Raw genomic sequence first — 20,582 nt, forward strand, 5'->3', positions numbered from 1 at the left:
AGCGTTTAAGAAACTTTGTATTAGTTTATTATAGAGTATGAAATTGAGAAGGAAGGTGGATTAATGCGGATTAATGCTAAACAATTTGGTTTGAAAGGAAAGGACAAACGAGCAGATACACGTGCAATGCAAAAAGCATTAAAATATGCTAAAAAACACAAACATACTACAATCTATGTCCCTAAAGGGGAGTATCATATACATAGACCACTGGTAATATATGATTCCACGACCTTAATACTGGATGATGAAGCGGTATTAAAAAGAGTAGGTAAAGATACATTATTGAAAAATGGAAACTGGTTAAAATCTTATTATGGATATGATGGTAATGGGCATATACATATTGCTGGAGGTACATTTGATATGAATGGGTATCAATATCCGTATAACAATACTGCAATGTGTATGGGGCACGCAGAAGATATTCAAATCATAAACGTCACATTTAAAGATGTGGTTGGGGGTCACGCACTTGATGCATGTGGAATCAACGGTTTATATATCAATAGATGTCAATTCCTAGGATTTAATGATAATAATGGTACACGCCCATTTTCTGAAGCGGTACAACTAGATATCCAAGTAAAAGGCGCTTTTCCTAAGTTTGGCGCTACTGATGGGACAATAACTAAAAATGTAGTGATTGAAAATTGCTATTTTGGAGGTTCTAAAACGCCTCATATGGATGCATGGAACAGGGCGATTGGCTCTCATGCAAGCAGGTATAATCAATTTTACGAAAATATTCATATTCGATTTAATACGTTTGAAGGCATGAACCAATACGCGCTCACACCTTTAAAATCTAAAGATATATTTGTGCATCATAATGTATTTAAAAATTGCGTGGGCGGTTTACGTTTTTTAGCAGTCAAAGATGGCAAAAATGCACAAGATCTCAAAGGGAATGTAAGGCCGACGCAAGCAGGAAAGAATTTATATATTTATCGTAACCAATTTTTGGGTTATATGGCTAAAGATGCAATTCGTATCCAAAGTTACAATAATATAAAGCACAATCGTGTTTTAATCGCTCAAAATGATTTTGGTTATAGCTCTCAAACCTTATATTTGAAAGATATACAGAACTTGCATCTTTTAAGTCAAGGAAATATAAAAATTAAAAAAGTGAATGTGAAATCAATTTAAACGTCGCTTAGTTTCACATTTCTGAGTTAAAACATTAATATATAATATTGAAATCTAATTAGAATTATATTATGTTATAGAGTGATAATTTAAGAAAATTCAGAAAACATCTGAAATAAGGGGGAACATTATGAGTGATAAAAGCAAAGGGGAAATGAGACGTTCTCAGTATTTAACTTTCTTTTCTAAAGACAAAGAAAAGAAACCGTATAATGCAGGGCAATTTGTAGGTTTAATTTTAGGACCGCTACTATTTATTTTAACATTATTGATTTTTCAGCCTGAAAATTTATCAAATAAAGGTGTTTTCGTGCTTGCTATTACAATTTGGATTGCTATTTGGTGGATTACTGAAGCGATTCCGATTGCAGCAACTAGTTTATTGCCACTCGTTTTATTACCTGTTGGTCATGTGCTCAGTCCAGAAGAAGTATCTGCTCAATATGGCAACGATATTATATTCTTATTCTTAGGTGGGTTTATTTTAGCGATCGCTATGGAAAGATGGAATTTACATACACGTGTAGCTTTAACAATTATTAGTATTTTAGGCACAAGCACAGGGAAAATATTGTTAGGATTTATGATTGCAACGGGCTTTTTATCTATGTTTGTTTCAAATACAGCAGCGGTTATGATTATGATTCCAATTGGCTTGGCAATTATTAAAGAGGCTAATGAGTTAAAAGGTGAACAAATGAATGCTACGAGCATTAGTAAATTCGAACAATCTATGGTGTTAGCTATTGGTTATGCGGGTACGATAGGTGGTTTAGGTACACTTATTGGGACACCGCCACTCATTATTTTAAAAGGGCAATATCAATCAGCTTTTGGTGAAGAAATCAGTTTTGCTAAATGGATGATAATTGGTGTGCCAACCGTTATTATATTACTTGTTTTAGTGTGGCTATATTTGCGCTATGTCGCTTTCAAACATGATATGAAAGAATTACCAGGCGGTCAAAATTTAATTAGAAAAAAACTAGATGAATTAGGTAAAATGAAATATGAAGAAAAAGTAGTTCAAGCTGTTTTTATTTTAGCCAGCTTATTATGGATCAGCAGAGAGTTTTTATTGAAAAATTGGTCGCTTACTTCAGAAGTAGCGGACGGTACGATTGCAATGTTTATTGCTGTTTTGTTATTTTTGATACCTGCTAAAAATAAAGAACAACATACCCGAATTATTGATTGGAATGTTGCTAAGGATTTACCGTGGGGCGTGTTAATTCTCTTTGGTGGTGGTTTAGCACTTGCTAAAGGTATTTCTGAAAGTGGTTTAGCGAAATGGTTAGGCGAGCAATTAAAGCTAATCGAAGGTGTGAGCCCGTTAATTATAGTGCTTGTAATTACAATATTTGTGCTGTTTTTAACAGAAATTACTTCCAATACTGCGACTGCAACTATGATTTTACCAATACTTGCTACATTGTCTGTCGCTGTAAATGTGCATCCACTATTACTGATGGTCCCAGCAGCGATGGCAGCTAACTGTGCGTACATGCTGCCAGTTGGAACACCGCCAAACGCAATTGTCTTCGGTACTGGAAAAATCAGTATTAAAAAAATGGCATCAGTTGGTTTTTGGGTCAACATATTAAGTATTGTTATTATCGTGTTAGTTGTTTATTTCTTAGTGCCTCCAGTATTAGGTATAGATGTAACCAAACCATTACCATTAAAATAAATCGCATTTTTATAAAATAACGGTGTTACGCCAACCTAACAAAAAGAGACCCAGTGGGGTCTCTTTTTTTATGCAAAAGTATTTTAGTTTAAGAGAATTACATAAGCTAAAAATGGTGTATAAGTGCTACTAATTTAAAAAGTAAGTATACATGCCTAAGGCACCGTTTTTGTGTCTCGGTCTTCCTTTATAGGAGCTATTTTGTATTAAGCGTGTCCTAATTTATTAAATGATCCAATCACAGTGACTTGAAAGTCTAATGTATTTAAGATTTTGATTACTTTTGATAAATCTTCAGTTAATCCAGTATCTGCTTGTACAAAAAAGTGGTACATACCTAATTGTGTTTTTAAAGGTCTGGATTCAATCCAAGATAAGTTGATATTGAAAAGGACAAACGTGTTTAAAATACTCGCCAACAAACCTGGTTTATCATATTGTGGTGTAATTAATAGCATGGTATCACTGGCGTTATCTAAATGTTGTGGTTGATTGCTAACTACTAAGAAACGCGTGACATTATGAGGAAAATCTTGAATATTTTGTTCAATAGGTTGAAAACCGTAAGCCTCTCCGCTACCTAAAGGCGCTATAGCGCCAACATGATTAGTGATTTTTTCTAAACTCTGTATTGTGCTATCTACATAATCATATGTGAAATCGTGTTGTTGAATATATTTGCTAGTTTGACTAATTGCAGGTCCTATGGAATACACTTTAGAAATATCGTTTACTGTAGCATTTTCTAATCCATATAAAGCAAATTGAATATCTAGATGAATTTCTCCTTGAGCATAAATATTTTGTTGTGTTAAGGCGTCAGCAACAATGTTTATAGTGCCTTCAATTGAGTTTTCTATTGGTACTACAGCGATACTATTATCATCTTCTGATACAGAAGCAACCACTTCATATAAATTTGATTTTGAAACATATTCAATTTCTGAATCAGATTTATATTTTTGTGCAGCTAAATATGAAAAAGTACCTTTTGGTCCTAAATAATATAATTTCATTTGACGTTACCCCTTATTAAGATATGTGTAATTTTAAAGTGTTAATGGAAGGGACAGCCTGTAGTAGATGATTGTTTTTTGTAAAAGAAGTTAGGATCTCTTATCTCATTTTTATATCCATGATGATAATTAGATACAAGTGTAGGAGATAATGGGGGCGCCAACCAAGACCATTTACCAGTAACTATTCTTCCATGTTTTTGTTCATTTTTTTCAAATCTTTCAAATTGTTTTGACGCAGTTAAATGATCAACCATTGAAATACCTTCGTTTTTAAATGAATGATATACTGCATAATTCAATTCGACTAATGTTCTGTCTTTATTGAAAGAATTATTCTTTAGTGTATCAAATTCAAATGCTTCTGCAATAGTTTCTAATAAATTATATCGATATGAATCCGTAAAGTTACGCACGGCAATTTCATTTACCATATACCAACCATTAAATGGGGCAGTCGGATATGTCACACCCCCAATTTTCAAGTCCATACTAGATATGATAGGGACTGCATACCATTTTAAACCAAGTTCTTTTAATTTTGGAAACTGCTCATGAGTGATAGGTACTTCTTTAATTAACTCAGGATTATAATTATGAAACTTTAATTTGTCTCCAGGCATTTGATAAATTAATGGTAAAATATCAAAATGAGTATGTTTGCTCTCCCATCCTAGATATTCCGCTAATTGTGTAACTTTCCTTTCAGCTGGATCGCCAACATCTTCATACCCAGCATATCTTATAAGTTGATTATTAAAAATTTGGGGTGGATGATGAGATGAAAAAATTGTAATATATGGCTTTATTTTACCTTTATTTGTAGCAATTTGAATATGGCTTTCAATTGTGTCAATAAATTCATTTTCAGTTTGGATGTGCCTTGCATCATTTACTGTTAAAGCGTCCCAAAAAGCACGGCCAATACAACGATTGGAATTTCTCCAAGCTATTTTAGCACCATAAATAAGTTCTTCATTTGTATGTTCATACGTGCCTGTGGCATTAATTTGTTTCTCAATTTGATAAATGCGTTTTGATATACTATCTTCATTATAATTTAGTTCTCTATACATCGTTTTAACAAAAGATTTAGCTTCGTTTAACATATAAACACCTCATAACATATTATACGGTATTTTGTATATTTTTAATCCTTACTAAAATAATTGTCACTATTTTGTCGCTACTATTTGAAAAAATGTAAAAACTATCATTATGAATAACTAATGATTTATAAATGTAAATACCCCTACAAAAACGTTGTATTTATATACACATATATATTTGTTTCAGATATAAACGATTATTATTTTGTGTTAAACTAATGAAAAAGCCGATTGGAGAGATAGCGGTGTACCAATTTGAAGATGATACATTTGTATTACACAATGATTTATATCAAATAAATATGGCAGAAAGTTATTGGAATGATGGCATTCACGAACGTTATGCTATATTTGATTTATATTTTAGAAGTATGCCATTTAATAGTGGTTACGCGGTTTTTAATGGGTTAAAACGTGTTATTGATTATATCGAAAAATTTCATTTTTCAAATTCAGATATTGAATATTTGAAATCCATTGGTTATCAAGAAGATTTTTTGGGATATTTAAAAGATTTAAAATTTACTGGTAATATTCGTTCTATGCAAGAAGGCGAGTTGTGTTTCGGTAATGAACCTTTATTAAGAGTTGAAGCGCCTTTAATCCAAGCGCAATTAATCGAAACAATGTTATTAAATATTGTAAATTTTCACACGCTCATCACTACAAAAGCTAGTAGAATTAAACAAGTAGCGCCCAATGACAATTTGATGGAATTTGGGACAAGACGTGCACAAGAAGCAGATGCAGCTTTATGGGGCGCAAGAGCTGCATATATTGGAGGATTCAATTCAACAAGTAATGTACGTGCCGGAAAACTATTTGGTATTCCAGTCTCAGGGACACACGCACACGCCATGGTTCAAACTTATGGAGATGAATATATAGCGTTTAAAAAATATGCAGAACGTCACAAAGATTGTGTATTTTTAGTTGATACTTACCATACGTTAAAATCAGGGGTGCCAACAGCAATTAAAGTTGCTAAAGAATTAGGTGATAAAATTAATTTTGTCGGCATTCGTTTGGACTCCGGAGACATAGCATATTTATCGAAAGAAGCACGTCGTATGCTAGACGAAGCTGGTTTCCCTGATGCTAAAATTATCGCTTCGAATGATCTAGATGAGCAGACAATTACGAGTTTAAAATCTCAAGGTGCAAAGGTTGATTCATGGGGAGTAGGGACAAAACTAATCACAGGTTATGATCAACCTGCTTTAGGCGCTGTTTATAAGTTGGTAGCAGTTGAGGATAGTTCTGGATCATATGTAGACCGTATAAAATTATCTAATAACGCAGAAAAAGTAACTACACCTGGTAAGAAAAATGTATATCGTATTATTAATAAAAAGACAAATAAAGCTGAAGGCGATTATATTACACTGGCTCATGAAGATCCTTATAACGAGTCGCCGCTTAAATTATTCCATCCTGTTCACACTTATAAGATGAAATTTATAAAATCTTTTATAGCAAAAGCATTACACCATGATATTTTCAAAGATGGTAAATTAGTATACGATTTACCAAGTGAAAAAGAAGCACAAGCTTATTTAACGGAAAGCCTATCTTACTTATGGGATGAAAATAAACGTCACCTTAACCCACAAGAGTATCCAGTTGATTTAAGTACTGAATGTTGGGAAAATAAACATAAACGTATATTTGAAGTGGCAGAACAGGTTAAGGAGATGGAGGAAGAAAATGAGTGAAATTCAAGATATTATTGTTAGAGAAATGAAAGTGAAGCCTACAATTGATAGCAAGATAGAAACACGTCAAATCATTCAGTTTGTAAAAAACTACGTTCAATCTCACTCTTTTATCACATCCTTGGTGTTAGGTATATCAGGCGGACAAGATTCAACTTTAGCTGGTAAATTGTGCCAAATTGCAGTTAATGAATTAAAAGAGAAAGATATCGATTGTCGATTCATTGCGGTCAAATTGCCCTATGGCGAACAAAGTGACGCGGACGAAGTGGAAGATGCTTTGGAATTTATACAGCCTGATGAAATATTCACTGTGAATATTAAACCTGCAGTGGATCAAAGTGTTCAATCGTTAAAAAATGCAGACATTATATTAACAGATTTTCAAAAGGGAAACGAAAAAGCGCGTGAACGTATGAAAGTACAATTTTCAATTGCTTCCAATACACAAGGTATTGTAGTAGGTACTGACCATTCAGCTGAAAATTTAACAGGCTTCTTTACTAAATACGGTGATGGGGCAGCAGATATAGCGCCTCTGTTTGGTTTGAATAAGCGTCAAGGCCGTCAAATACTCGCATATTTGGGCGCTCCCTCACATCTATATGAAAAAGTACCAACTGCTGATTTAGAAGAAAATAAACCACAAGTGCCAGATGAAGATGCATTAGGTGTTAGTTATAATCATATTGATGACTATTTGGAAGGAAAGCCTGTTCCAAGCGAAGCTAAATCAATCATCGAAAGTCATTATATTAAAAATGCACATAAAAGAGAATTAGCATATACAAGATATACTTGGCCAAAAAACCAAACAAATTTCGAATAATTTTAGTGACAAAATAGTAACTTACTGATAAAATAATTTGAATTTAATGTGACAGAAAGGAAAATGGACATGTCAGTGATAACATCTAATCCATGGTTAATGGTTTTAGCAATTTTTATTATTAATGTTGCATATGTGACATGCTTAACAATGAGAACGATATTAACACTTAAAGGTTATCGCTATGTTGCAGCAGTAGTAAGTTTCCTAGAAGTCTTAGTATATGTTATTGGTTTAGGTATGGTTATGTCTAGTTTAGACCAAATTCAGAATGTCTTTGCATATGCTTTTGGGTTCTCAATTGGTATCATAGTAGGAATGAAAATTGAAGAAAAATTAGCACTGGGCTATACAGTAGTTAATGTAACATCTTCTGAACATGAGTTAGATTTACCAAAACAATTGAGAGATTTAGGTTATGGCGTCACGCACAATACTGCATATGGCCGAGATGGCGCAAGGTTAATTTTGCAAATTTTAACCCCGAGACGTTTTGAATTAAAACTGATTGAAACAATCAAGCAAATAGACGAAAAAGCCTTTATTATCGCATACGAGCCAAGAACAATCCACGGTGGTTTCTGGGTTAAAGGCGTTCGAAGTAAAAAACTCAAACAATATGATCCAGATAAAGTGGAAAGTATATGAAGAAACAACGAAAATTCAAGGTTGGCGAAAACGAAACTATTCAAGATTGTTTAAAACGTATGCGAGACGCTGGTTATATGCCTGTTAAGCGCTTTGAAAAACCAATTTACAAAGAAAATAAAAATGGTACTTATGAAGTATATAGACAGGAAATTCAATTTGTTGGAAAATTGCAAGAATAAATGCTTGAAGGAGGCTGGGACATCAATATATGTTCCAGCCTTAAATATGCTATGAATAGTGCATAGCTTATTTGAAAGCCCTTTAAATTAAGTTTATTAATCCCAGACAATATAAGGAAGACAAGATAATGCATTTTAATGAAAATGGATTTTAATCCTATCCATTATTTTTATGAAACATGTTAAAATTTCTTAAAGAAGGAAGAAAAGGCTTATACATTTAAAGCTAATTCTGTTAAACTAATAGTGAAAAGAATAAACACGAACTTTAATCGTAAAATATTGTTAAATGTACATGTTTTGGAGTTTGTGCACTAAAACTTACGTAAGATAGGAGCTTATTTCAATGATAGAACGTTATTCTAGAGAAGAAATGTCTAATATATGGACGGATCAAAATCGTTATGAAGCATGGTTAGAGGTAGAAATACTAGCGTGTGAAGCTTGGAGTAAATTAGGTGATATACCTGCTGAAGATGTAAAAAAAATTCGCCAAAATGCGAAGGTTGACGTTAACCGTGCAAAAGAAATTGAAGAAGAAACACGTCATGATGTCGTTGCATTTACAAGGCAAGTATCTGAAACATTAGGGGAAGAACGTAAGTGGGTTCACTATGGTTTAACGTCAACAGACGTAGTTGACACTGCGTTAAGTTATGTAATTAAACAAGCGAACGATATTATTGAAAAAGATTTAGAAAGATTTATTGAAGTATTAGCGCAAAAAGCCAAAGACTATAAATATACATTAATGATGGGACGCACACATGGCGTACACGCTGAACCGACGACATTTGGTGTAAAAATGGCTTTATGGTATACAGAAATGAAACGTAATTTAGAGCGCTTCAAACGCGTCAGAGAAGAAATCGAAGTAGGTAAAATGAGTGGTGCAGTAGGAACGTTTGCAAATATCCCACCAGAAATCGAAGCATATGTTTGTGAACATTTAGGTTTAGATGCGGCGCCAGTTTCAACACAAACATTACAACGAGACCGCCATGCATACTATATTGCTACATTAGCCTTAATCAGCACTTCTATGGAAAAATTCGCGGTAGAAATACGTAATTTACAAAAAACTGAAACACGAGAAGTAGAAGAAGCATTTGCCAAAGGACAAAAAGGTTCATCAGCGATGCCTCATAAACGTAACCCAATTGGTTCAGAAAATATTACAGGCATCGCACGTGTTATCAGAGGATATGTAACCACTGCATACGAAAATGTAGCATTATGGCATGAAAGAGATATTTCTCATTCATCAGCAGAACGCATCATGTTGCCAGATGTTACGATAGCGTTAGATTATGGATTAAACAGATTTACAAATATTGTAGAAAGACTTACTGTGTTTGAAGACAATATGTTAACAAATATTGATAAAACATACGGCCTTATCTATTCACAGCGTGTATTATTAGCCTTAATCAATAAAGGGTTAGCACGCGAAGTAGCTTATGATAAAGTACAGCCAAAAGCGATGACATCTTGGGAAACTAAAACACCATTTAGAACATTGATTGAAAATGACTCATCCATTACTGAGTTATTAAGCTCTGAGGAATTAGATGAATGTTTTAATCCTAAACATCATTTAAATCAAGTAGACACTATTTTTAGCCGTGCAGGTTTAGAATGATTGAAATTTTCAAATGAAATGGTTACACTTTAATGTATTAGTACGTTGAACTGAGATTAAATTGAAAGTACAGGGGTTGTTTTTGATGCAAATAGAAAAATTACGAGGAAAAGCATTAGATGAATTATTTGATGCTATTCTTACATTAGAAAATAGAGAAGAATGTTATCAATTCTTTGACGATTTATGTACAGTGAATGAAATTCAGTCATTATCACAACGATTACAAGTCGCAAAAATGATTAAACAAGGTTATACTTATGCGACAATTGAGCAAGAGTCTGGGGCTTCAACCGCAACAATTTCCCGTGTTAAAAGATCTTTACAATGGGGAAATGATGCGTACACAATGATTCTAGATCGCATGAATATTGAAACGACCGATTAATTCATAACTCAATAATCGTAGCATAGCGTGTAATTTACATCATTTCATTTGAAAAGCTGTTGGCAAAGTAACTCACTTTGTTGGCAGCTTTTTTCTGTTGTTAATTTAAAGTGTATTGATAAAATAGGTACAAAGATGTTTATTTTATATATAGTTTATTAAAATGTATATAAGGCGTAGTGATGAAAATAATACGTTAATACAACTTGTTAAAATACACTATATTTTCTTACATCATTTTAGAACTTGCTGATTAAAAATGATATAATCTTATGTATGCTAAAAAAAGGAGTAACATATCATGTATGACATTAAAAAATGGAAACATATTTTCAAATTAGATCCTGCCAAATCCATATCTGATAATGATTTAGACGCTATTTGTATGTCTAAAACCGATGCAATTATTATAGGTGGGACAGACGGTGTTACTGAAGATAATGTTATTCAATTAATGAGTAGAGTAAGAAGGTATCCACTACCTTTAGCTCTAGAAATTTCAAATGTAGAAAGTGTGATGCCAGGATTTGATTTTTATTTTGTACCAACTGTGCTAAACAGCGCAAACGTAAAATATCATAATGGCATACTTTTAGACGCATTAAAATCATTTGGTCACATGATTGATTTTGATGAAGTTGTTTTTGAAGGCTACGTTGTAATGAACCCAGACAGTAAAGTTGCTCAGCTTACACAGGCTAACACTAATTTAACAGAGGACGATATTGAAGCATACGCTCAAATGATTAATGCAATGTATAAATTACCAGTTATGTATCTTGAGTATAGTGGTACATATGGAGAAAGCGAAAAAGTTAAAACAGCAGCAAGCATGTTAACTGATACCCAGTTGTTTTATGGTGGGGGTATTAGTAACCAAGAAGAAGCGGAAGAAATGGCTTCAATTGCTGATACGATTATCGTTGGTGATATTGTTTACAAAGATATTAAAAAAGCACTAAAAACAGTTAAGATAAAGGAGTCACATAAATGAATGCATTAGTAAATCAGATGAATGATGAACAAAGCCTAGCGGTACGAACTACAGAAGGGCCACTTCTTATTATGGCAGGTGCTGGTTCAGGCAAAACGCGTGTCTTGACTCATCGTATAGCTTACTTGCTTGATGAAAAAGACGTGTCTCCCTATAATGTTCTAGCGATTACTTTTACAAACAAAGCAGCAAAAGAAATGAAAGCGCGTGTTGAATCTTTAGTGGGTGAGCCTGCGCAAGTTATTTGGATGTCCACTTTCCACTCAATGTGTGTAAGAATTCTTAGAAGAGACGCAGATAGAATTGGTATTGAACGTAATTTTACAATTATTGACCCTACTGATCAAAAATCAGTTATTAAAGACGTTTTAAAGCAAGAAAATATAGATAGCAAAAAATTTGAGCCGAGAATGTTTATTGGCGCTATAAGTAATTTGAAAAATGAATTAAAAACACCGGAAGACGCACAAAAAGAAGCTGAGACATATCATGAACAAATGGTCGCTACCGTTTATAAAGGTTACCAACGACAATTATCAAGAAACGAAGCTTTGGATTTTGATGATTTAATAATGGTTACAATTCGTTTGTTTGAACGTGTACCTGATGTATTAGAATATTATCAAAATAAATTTCAATACATACACGTAGATGAGTATCAAGATACAAATAAAGCACAGTATACGCTAGTAAATCTTTTGGCAGCTAAATTTAAAAATTTATGTGTAGTAGGAGATTCTGATCAATCTATCTATGGATGGCGTGGCGCAGATATTCAAAATATACTGTCCTTTGAAGAAGATTATCCTGAAGCAAAAACGATATTTTTAGAACAAAATTACCGATCAACTAAAAATATATTAAATGCAGCAAATGAAGTAATCAAAAATAACTCAGAGCGTAAACCTAAAGGGTTGTGGACTGGCAACACATCTGGAGATAAAATCCATTACTACGAAGCTACGACTGAGAGAGATGAAGCAGAATATGTAGTAAAAGAAATTATGAAACATCAACGCAACGGCAAAAAGTTTAAGGATATGGCAATTTTGTATCGTACAAATGCACAATCACGTGTGCTTGAAGAAACATTTATGAAATCTAATATGCCTTATACGATGGTCGGTGGTCAAAAATTCTACGATCGTAAAGAAATTAAAGATTTATTAAGCTATTTGAGAATAATAGCTAATAGTAATGATGATATTAGCTTGCGTCGTGTAATTAATGTACCTAAACGTGGTATTGGTCCATCTTCAGTAGATAAAATTCAAGCTTATGCGAATCAAAATGATATTAGTATGTTTGACGCTTTAGCAGAAGTAGATTTTATCGGTTTATCTAAAAAGGTAACACAAGAATGTATAACTTTTTATGACACGATTCAAAATTTGATTAAACAACAAGAGTTTTTAGAGATTACTGAAATTGTTGAAGAAGTATTAGTTAAATCAGGTTATCGAGATATGTTAGAACGTGAGAAAACACTAGAATCAAGAAGTAGACTAGAAAATATAGATGAATTTATGTCGGTTCCCAAAGACTATGAAGAAAATACACCACTAGAAGAACAGTCATTGATTAATTTCTTAACCGATTTATCTTTAGTTGCTGATATAGACGAAGCGCAAATAGAAGATGGCATAACATTGATGACAATGCACTCAGCCAAAGGATTAGAATTCCCAATCGTGTTTATTATGGGGATGGAAGAGTCGTTATTCCCTCATATCAGAGCGATAAAAAGCGATGATGATCATGAAATGCAGGAAGAAAGAAGAATCTGCTATGTAGCGATTACCCGTGCAGAACAAACATTATATTTAACGCATGCTACTTCAAGAATGCTTTTTGGCAGACCACAATCTAATATGGCTTCAAGATTCTTACAAGAAATACCTGAAGATTTATTGGAAAATGAAAATAAAGCGGCAGTTAAAACACAAAACAATCACTTTAAATCAGCAACCAAACAACCTGAAAAAAGAAGTCATAGTAAACGTGTTGCATCTTCTAAGCAATCACAACAAAATACGCATTGGCATGTCGGTGATAAAGTTATCCATAAATCTTGGGGTGAAGGTATGGTAAGTAATGTAAATGAAAAAAATGGCTCTGTAGAGTTAGATATTATATTTAAATCAGAAGGACCAAAGCGTCTGCTTGCTCAGTTTGCACCTATCGAAAAGAAAGGGGAATAAAATGTGGCTGACATACAATCACGTGTTAATGAATTGCATCAATTATTAAATCAATATAGCTATGAATACTACGTACAAGATAATCCCTCTGTACCAGATAGTGAATACGATAAATTATTGCACGAGTTGATTGAAATTGAAACAAACCATCCAGAATATCAAACAGTGGATTCACCTACTGTGAGAGTGGGTGGTGCAGCACAATCAACTTTTGAAAAAGTGAATCATGATACACCAATGCTTAGTTTAGGCAACGCGTTTAATGAAGAAGATTTGAGAAAATTTGATCAACGTGTACGTGAACAAATTGGTAAAGTCGAGTATATGTGTGAATTAAAAATTGATGGTTTAGCGGTTTCTCTTAAATATGAAAATGGACGATTTGTTCAAGGTTTAACACGCGGGGATGGTATAACAGGTGAAGATATTACTGAAAATTTAAGAACGATACATGCGATTCCTTTGAAAATAAATGAACCTAGAACGTTCGAAGTTCGCGGTGAAGCGTATATGCCTAGAAAATCTTTCTTTGATTTAAATGAAGCTAAAGCTCAAAATGATGAACAACCCTTTGCCAACCCTAGGAATGCTGCCGCTGGATCGCTTAGACAATTAGATTCTAAACTTGCAGCAAAACGGAAATTAAGTGTTTTCTTATATAGTGTGAATGATTTTACACAGTTTAATGCCAATACACAAAGTGATGCTTTAGATGAATTAGACGAATTGGGTTTCAAGACAAATCAAGAGCGTGAGCGGCTTCAAACAATTGAAGAAGTTTTAGAGTATATTGAGAAGTGGACAGAAGCGCGTGAAGGACTGCAATACGATATTGATGGCATCGTTATTAAAGTCAATGATTTAGAGCAACAAGATGAATTAGGATACACACAAAAATCTCCTCGTTGGGCAATCGCATATAAGTTCCCAGCAGAAGAAGTTATCACAGACTTATTAGATATTGAATTGAGTATTGGTAGAACAGGTGTTGTTACACCAACAGCAATACTTGAGCCTGTAAAGGTTGCAGGCACAACTGTGTCTAGAGCTTCTTTACATAACGAAGATTTGATACACGAAAAAGATATTCGAATTGGTGACAGTGTAATTATTAAAAAAGCAGGAGATATTATACCGGAAGTCATTAAAAGCGTATTAGATCGCAGACCTCAAAACGCTGAAGTTTATCATATGCCAACGCATTGTCCTAGCTGTGACCATGAACTTGTTAGAATTGAAGGCGAAGTAGCACTGAGATGTATTAATCCAAAATGCCAAGCACAGCTTGTAGAAGGCATGATTCATTTTGTTTCTCGTCAAGCAATGAATATCGATGGTTTAGGTACTAAAATTATTCAGCAACTTTATGAAAATCATAAGATTAAAGATGTTGCAGATATATTTTACTTAACTAAAGATGATTTGCTACCATTAGAGAGAATGGGTGAAAAAAAGGTAGACAACTTATTAAATGCTATCGAAAAAGCTAAGTCGAATTCATTAGAACATTTACTATTTGGTTTAGGTATAAGACATTTAGGCGTGAAAGCAAGTCAAGTTATTGCTGAAAAATATGGCACGATGGATACTTTATTTGATGTTACAGAAGACTCGTTAATTGAAATATATGATGTGGGTCACAAATTAGCTCAATCGTTAGTGACATATTTAGAAAATGAAGACATTCGTGCGCTTATCAATAAACTCAAAGAAAAAAATGTTAATATGACTTATAAAGGTATTAAAATAAGTGATTTAGCTGGACATCCAGAATTTAGTAATAAGACAATTGTTTTAACCGGTAAGTTATATCAAATGACTCGAAATGAAGCTTCCAAGTGGTTAGAACTTCATGGTGCTAAAGTTACAAATAGTGTTACAAAAAAAACAGATTTAGTGATTGCTGGTGAAGATGCTGGTTCTAAACTTATGAAAGCTGAGCAATTTGGAACAGAAGTGTGGACAGAAGATGACTTTGTCAAAAAACAAAATGAAATAGAGGGATAGAGGAGATAATGCATGAAAAGAACGATTATATTATTTATTTCAGCAATTTTTGTATTATCAGCATGTGGTAACGATAATGACGAGAACAATAAAGAACAGTCAAATGATAATAAACAACAAGAAGAGTCTGGCTCTGTAAAGGAAATTGCTACTGATAAAAATGTACAAGGCAATAATTATAGAACGATTTTACCGTTTAAAGAGAGCCAAGCACGTGGTTTGTTACAAGATAATATGGCAAATAGTTATAATGGTGAAGACTTTGAACACGGTCTTTTAGAATTAAGTAAAGAAGTCTTTCCTACTGATGATTACTTGTACCAAGACGGTCAATATTTAGATAAAGACACAATTAATGCTTATTTGAGCCCTAAATATACTAAATCTGAAGTAGATGCTATGGACGAAGATGAACGTAAAGAAAAGAAAGCAAACGAAAATTTAGGTCTTAACCCATCGCATAAAGGGGAAACCGATCCAGAAAAAATTGCTGAAAACACACCAGCATATCTTTCTAATATTTTAGAGCAAGATTTTTATGCGAGTGGAGATACGAAAGGTAAAAATATCAAGGGTATGACTATCGGATTAGCTATGAATAGTACATATTATTACCAAAAAGAAAAAGATGGCGAAACGTATAGTAAAGATTTAGATGACAAAGAAATTAAAAAGCAAGGCAAGCAAATGGCAGGAGAAATTCTTTCTAGACTCAGAGAACATAAAGAATTAAAAGAGATACCTATCCATTTTGCAATCTATAAGCAATCTGGGGAAAATTCAATTGTCCCTGGGGAATTTATAGCGGGTACTACGGTTGAAGATGGCAAAACGCGTATTAATGAATGGAAGGATATTAACCAACAAACGGCGTTACTACCTTCTGAAGAAGCGGGTAAAGTTGATGAAAATCTAAACAATAATTTCAAACAATTTAATGATGATTTACAGACATATTTTAATAACTTTACGCAAGCAGTGGGTACAGTTAAATTTGATAATAAAAAAGCAAAACAATTAACGGTCGATGTACCTATTGATTATTATGGCGAAGCAGAAACAATTGGTATCACACAATATATAACTGAACAAGCTGAAAAATACTTTGATGATATAGGCGAATATGAAATCCACATTAAAGATGGTAATAAAGCCAAAGCTTTAATAAGTAAATCTAAAGATGATAAAGAGCCACAGGTTCACATTTATAAAAATAATAATTAATATGTGACAAACAATTAAAGCCACACTTTGTAATACTTTTCATGATTACATTGTGTGGCTTCTTAATTATGAAACGATATTATTTGAAAACTTATTCTTTAACAATTTGTTTTACTTTATTTAAATCACGTTCGACAAAAAGGCCGGGCTTTTTCGTGAATTTACTTACTACATAAGTGACAATGACACTGGCTAAAAAACCAGGAATGATTTCATACATGCCAAATATTTCATTAAATGAAGCTAACGGTTTAATCCATGCAATCCAAATAATAACAACTAAAGCACCTGTAACCATACCGCTTAATGCACCGATGTGGGATAAGCCTTTCCAGTAAAGTGAAAGTATAACTAAAGGACTAAATGCAGCTCCGAACCCAGCCCAAGCATTGCCAACAAGGTTTAATATCGTATCATTTGGTGACCAAGCAATCCAGATTGCAATCATAGCTACTAACAAAACGGATAATCTGCCAACCAGGACGAATTCTTTTTCGTGTGTTTTAGCTTTATCTTCGCCTCGGATAAGTTTATAAAAATCTTCCGTTAAAGAACTAGAAGTAACTAATAATTGTGATGAAATTGTGCTCATAATTGCTGCCAAGATAGCTGCTAATAAAAACCCTCCAACAAGTGGGTGGAATAATATTTGGCTCATAATAATAAATAACGTTTCAGGATCTTCCATTTTTATATTATATTGAGGAACAAATGCAATACCAGTTAAACCAACTGCTACTGCTCCTAATAAGCCAACCACCATCCAACTTATCCCTAAGCGTCTAGCTTTTGGTAAAAGTTTATGTGTCTTAATAGACATAAATCGAACAATAATATGAGGTTGTCCGAAATAGCCTAATCCCCAAGCAAATAATGAAACGATACCTAAAAATGTTGTTCCTTTAAACAAGTCCATATTAGTAGGTCTCATAGTGGCAACTTCGCTAAAGGTATCTAAACCATTAAGTTTGATAAGCGCTACGATAGGGACCATAACCATTGCGATTAGCATGATAACACCTTGGAAGAAATCAGTAATTGAAACAGCTAAATAACCGCCAAAAAATGTGTAAAAAATAACTATAGCGGCAACAATAACAAGTCCCCAATGATAATTTAAACCAAAGGCACTTTCAAATAACTTTCCTCCAGAAACGAAGCCAGAATGTGTGTATAAAGTGAAAAAGACAACGATAATGAGACCTGAAATAATTTTTAGATAATTTTTACGGTCATTGAGCCGATTTTTAAAGAAATCTGGTAGTGTAATGGCGTCTCCAGCAATTTCAGTATAAACACGAAGTCGCGGGGCAACTACAAAATAGTTAACATAAGCACCTAGTGACAAGCCTATGGTAATCCACATAGCGGATAATCCTGTACTATAAACAGAACCTGGAAGACCCATAATCATCCATCCACTCATATCTGATGCACCCGCCGAAAGCGCAGTAACATAGGGACCTATACTTCTGCCTCCGAGCATAAATTCACTTAAATTACCTGTCGCCTGTTTATAACCGTAATAACCAATAAATAGTAAAATGATAAAGTAGACAATAATCATAATATACGTTTGCCAAGTTGCATGAACTTGATTGGCTAACGATGTGCCTAGAATCAACATAATTGCTCAACTCCCTTATTTCCGTCATATTAAATTGTGTTACATGAATGATTATACAATGGAATTTATAAATAGAGTAGAAAAAATTTCAGAAAATTACAAAAATAACATATGGAATCTAAAATAAAGCCTTACATTTATTGAAAACATGATTTCAAGTTTTATAAAAGTGTATGATTTATTATGCAATGACGACGTTTAATCTAATCATATAAAAGTGACGCGTATGACATTCATTATTTAAGTTACTTAATGTGAAGCAACCTCCTCAAAGATTTTAAAATAAAACGAGGTTATTTGTTGATATTGTTGAAAAGTTTAGATTTTTGAACGAAATTTTGATACAATTTTATAATGAATGAGTAAACAAGGAGGCTTTTATTTAATGGCTAAGGTTACACGTGAAGAAGTAGAGCATATTGCTAATTTAGCTAAACTTCAAATTACTGAAGAAGAAACAACAGAAATGCAAGATACATTAGAAAGTATTTTAAATTTTGCTAATCAAATAGATACAGCAGATACTAGTGCTATTGAGCCAACTTATCACGTATTAGATTTACAAAACGTGTTAAGAGAAGACGAAGCAATCGAGGGCATTCCTCAAGAGCTTGCATTAAAAAATGCTAAAGAGACGGAAGATGGACAATTTAAAGTACCATCTATCATGAATGAGGAGGACGCTTAAGATGACCATCCGTTATGAATCTGTGGAAAATTTAATTAAACTAATAAAAAATAAAGAAATTAAACCTTCACAAGTAGTGAACGATATCTATGATGCTATCGAAGAAACTGATCCAACAATCAAATCATTTCTTGCATTAGATAAAGAAAATGCTATTAAAAAAGCACAAGAATTAGATGAATTACAAGCTAAAGACCAAATGGAAGGAAAACTATTTGGTATCCCTATGGGAATTAAAGATAATATTATTACTGACGGCGTAGAAACAACTTGCGCTAGTAAGATGCTTGAAGGCTTTGTACCAATTTATGAATCTACAGTTATGAATAAATTACACAATGAACAAGCGATTTTAATTGGAAAACTAAACATGGATGAGTTTGCAATGGGTGGTTCTACAGAAACTTCTTATTTCAAAAAAACTGTAAACCCATTTGATCATAGCGCTGTGCCTGGTGGGTCATCTGGTGGTTCTGCAGCAGCAGTAGCAGCAGGGTTAGTACCATTTAGTTTAGGCACAGACACTGGTGGATCAATACGCCAACCAGCAGCATACTGTGGCGTTGTTGGTTTAAAACCAACTTATGGCCGTGTATCTCGTTTTGGATTGGTAGCATTCGCATCTTCATTAGATCAAATCGGACCATTGACACGTAACGTTAAAGACAATGCTTTAGTGTTAGAAGCAATCACAGGTGTGGATGAAAATGATTCTACAAGCGCACCAATCGAAGATGCTGATTTCACTTCAGAAATCGGTAAAGACATTCAAGGTCTTAAAGTAGCCTTACCAAAAGAATATATAGGAGAGGGCGTTTCTGAAGAAGTAAAAGCATCAGTGAAAAAAGCAGTTGAAACATTAAGTGAATTAGGAGCTACAGTAGAGGAAGTATCACTGCCTAATACGAAATATGGTATCCCTTCTTATTACGTAATTGCATCATCTGAAGCATCATCAAACTTATCTCGTTTCGATGGTATTAGATATGGTTATCATTCACCAGAAGCAAAATCACTTGAAGAATTATATAAAATGTCGAGAAGTGAAGGGTTTGGCGAAGAAGTTAAACGCCGTATTTTCTTAGGTACATTTGCTTTAAGTTCTGGATATTATGATGCTTTCTACAAAAAATCACAAAAAGTTAGAACTTTAATTAAAAATGATTTTAATCGTATTTTTGAAAATTATGATGTTGTAGTAGGACCGACGACACCAACAGCTGCATTTAATTTAGGTGAAGAAATTGATGATCCACTTACAATGTATGCGAATGATTTACTAACAACACCAGTCAACTTAGCTGGTTTGCCAGGTATCTCTGTTCCTTGTGGAAAAGCGAATGGGCGTCCAATTGGTTTACAATTTATCGGTAAACCATTTGATGAGAAAACGTTATATCGTATCGCTTACCAATATGAAACGAAATTTAATTTGCATAATGAATATGAAAAATTATAAGGAGTGGAAAT

At 33.5% G+C, this 20,582-nt stretch carries 17 protein-coding genes; 14 read left to right on the plus strand and 3 right to left on the minus strand.

What is annotated here, in order from left to right; all coding sequences use genetic code 11:
• Positions 1–63 precede the first annotated feature (63 nt).
• Both BJG89_RS05215 and BJG89_RS05220 read left to right on the plus strand, forming a co-directional pair.
• Entirely contained in the window at positions 64–1,152 is a 1,089-nt protein-coding gene (locus BJG89_RS05215) for a glycosyl hydrolase family 28-related protein (RefSeq protein ID WP_096808881.1), read from the plus strand.
• A gap of 130 nt (positions 1,153–1,282) precedes the next feature.
• A complete protein-coding gene (locus BJG89_RS05220) occupies positions 1,283–2,842 on the plus strand; it encodes an SLC13 family permease (protein ID WP_096808882.1) in 1,560 nt (519 codons plus the stop codon).
• Between the two features lie 206 nt (positions 2,843–3,048).
• On the opposite strand, the gene BJG89_RS05225 is transcribed toward BJG89_RS05220, so the two are convergent.
• On the minus strand, positions 3,049–3,858 hold the full coding sequence (locus BJG89_RS05225; protein WP_096808883.1) for a prephenate dehydratase: 810 nt from the start codon (positions 3,856–3,858) through the stop codon (positions 3,049–3,051).
• Positions 3,859–3,899: 41 nt separating this feature from the next.
• Entirely contained in the window at positions 3,900–4,967 is a 1,068-nt protein-coding gene (locus BJG89_RS05230; protein ID WP_096808884.1) for a nitric oxide synthase oxygenase, read from the minus strand.
• A gap of 245 nt (positions 4,968–5,212) precedes the next feature.
• Between BJG89_RS05230 and BJG89_RS05235 the strand changes: the two genes are divergently transcribed.
• From BJG89_RS05235 to BJG89_RS05280, 10 genes are all read left to right on the plus strand, one after another.
• Positions 5,213–6,682: a nicotinate phosphoribosyltransferase gene (locus tag BJG89_RS05235; RefSeq protein ID WP_096808885.1), complete on the plus strand. Its 1,470-nt coding sequence runs from the start codon at positions 5,213–5,215 to the stop codon at positions 6,680–6,682.
• A complete protein-coding gene (gene nadE, locus BJG89_RS05240; protein WP_096808886.1) occupies positions 6,675–7,511 on the plus strand; it encodes an NAD(+) synthase in 837 nt (278 codons plus the stop codon). Before BJG89_RS05235 ends, nadE begins: the two co-directional genes overlap by 8 nt.
• 69 nt (positions 7,512–7,580) lie before the next feature.
• On the plus strand, positions 7,581–8,159 hold the full coding sequence (locus BJG89_RS05245; RefSeq protein WP_096808887.1) for a DUF2179 domain-containing protein: 579 nt from the start codon (positions 7,581–7,583) through the stop codon (positions 8,157–8,159).
• The gene (locus tag BJG89_RS05250) at positions 8,156–8,341 is read left to right on the plus strand and encodes an NETI motif-containing protein (protein WP_096808888.1); all 186 of its coding nucleotides are present in this window, start codon (positions 8,156–8,158) and stop codon (positions 8,339–8,341) included. The genes BJG89_RS05245 and BJG89_RS05250 overlap by 4 nt, the downstream gene beginning before the upstream one ends.
• A gap of 346 nt (positions 8,342–8,687) precedes the next feature.
• A complete protein-coding gene (gene purB, locus BJG89_RS05255) occupies positions 8,688–9,983 on the plus strand; it encodes an adenylosuccinate lyase (RefSeq protein WP_096808889.1) in 1,296 nt (431 codons plus the stop codon).
• An 85-nt stretch (positions 9,984–10,068) separates the two neighbouring features.
• Positions 10,069–10,371, plus strand: coding sequence for a YerC/YecD family TrpR-related protein (locus BJG89_RS05260; RefSeq protein ID WP_019469593.1), 303 nt, complete (start codon positions 10,069–10,071; stop codon positions 10,369–10,371).
• A 301-nt stretch (positions 10,372–10,672) separates the two neighbouring features.
• A complete protein-coding gene (pcrB, locus tag BJG89_RS05265) occupies positions 10,673–11,365 on the plus strand; it encodes a heptaprenylglyceryl phosphate synthase (RefSeq protein WP_096808890.1) in 693 nt (230 codons plus the stop codon).
• Positions 11,362–13,566 (plus strand): DNA helicase PcrA, encoded by a 2,205-nt coding sequence (pcrA, locus tag BJG89_RS05270; protein ID WP_096808892.1) that lies wholly within the window; start codon positions 11,362–11,364, stop codon positions 13,564–13,566. The genes pcrB and pcrA overlap by 4 nt, the downstream gene beginning before the upstream one ends.
• Before the next feature lie 3 nt (positions 13,567–13,569).
• Entirely contained in the window at positions 13,570–15,573 is a 2,004-nt protein-coding gene (ligA, locus tag BJG89_RS05275) for an NAD-dependent DNA ligase LigA (protein ID WP_096808894.1), read from the plus strand.
• A 12-nt stretch (positions 15,574–15,585) separates the two neighbouring features.
• Positions 15,586–16,797 carry a CamS family sex pheromone protein gene (locus BJG89_RS05280; protein ID WP_096808896.1) on the plus strand — a complete coding sequence of 404 codons (1,212 nt, stop codon included), beginning with the start codon at positions 15,586–15,588 and terminating at the stop codon, positions 16,795–16,797.
• A 91-nt stretch (positions 16,798–16,888) separates the two neighbouring features.
• Here BJG89_RS05280 and putP read toward each other — a convergent pair whose 3' ends face one another.
• On the minus strand, positions 16,889–18,424 hold the full coding sequence (gene putP, locus BJG89_RS05285) for a sodium/proline symporter PutP (RefSeq protein WP_096808898.1): 1,536 nt from the start codon (positions 18,422–18,424) through the stop codon (positions 16,889–16,891).
• A gap of 385 nt (positions 18,425–18,809) precedes the next feature.
• Between putP and gatC the strand changes: the two genes are divergently transcribed.
• Positions 18,810–19,112 carry an Asp-tRNA(Asn)/Glu-tRNA(Gln) amidotransferase subunit GatC gene (gene gatC / locus BJG89_RS05290; protein ID WP_096808899.1) on the plus strand — a complete coding sequence of 101 codons (303 nt, stop codon included), beginning with the start codon at positions 18,810–18,812 and terminating at the stop codon, positions 19,110–19,112.
• Between the two features lies 1 nt (position 19,113).
• A complete protein-coding gene (gatA, locus tag BJG89_RS05295; protein ID WP_096808901.1) occupies positions 19,114–20,571 on the plus strand; it encodes an Asp-tRNA(Asn)/Glu-tRNA(Gln) amidotransferase subunit GatA in 1,458 nt (485 codons plus the stop codon).
• The last annotated feature ends 11 nt before the right edge of the window (positions 20,572–20,582 follow it).

Origin of the sequence: Staphylococcus nepalensis (assembly GCF_002442935.1) — a bacterium.
Taxonomy (GTDB): domain Bacteria; phylum Bacillota; class Bacilli; order Staphylococcales; family Staphylococcaceae; genus Staphylococcus; species Staphylococcus nepalensis.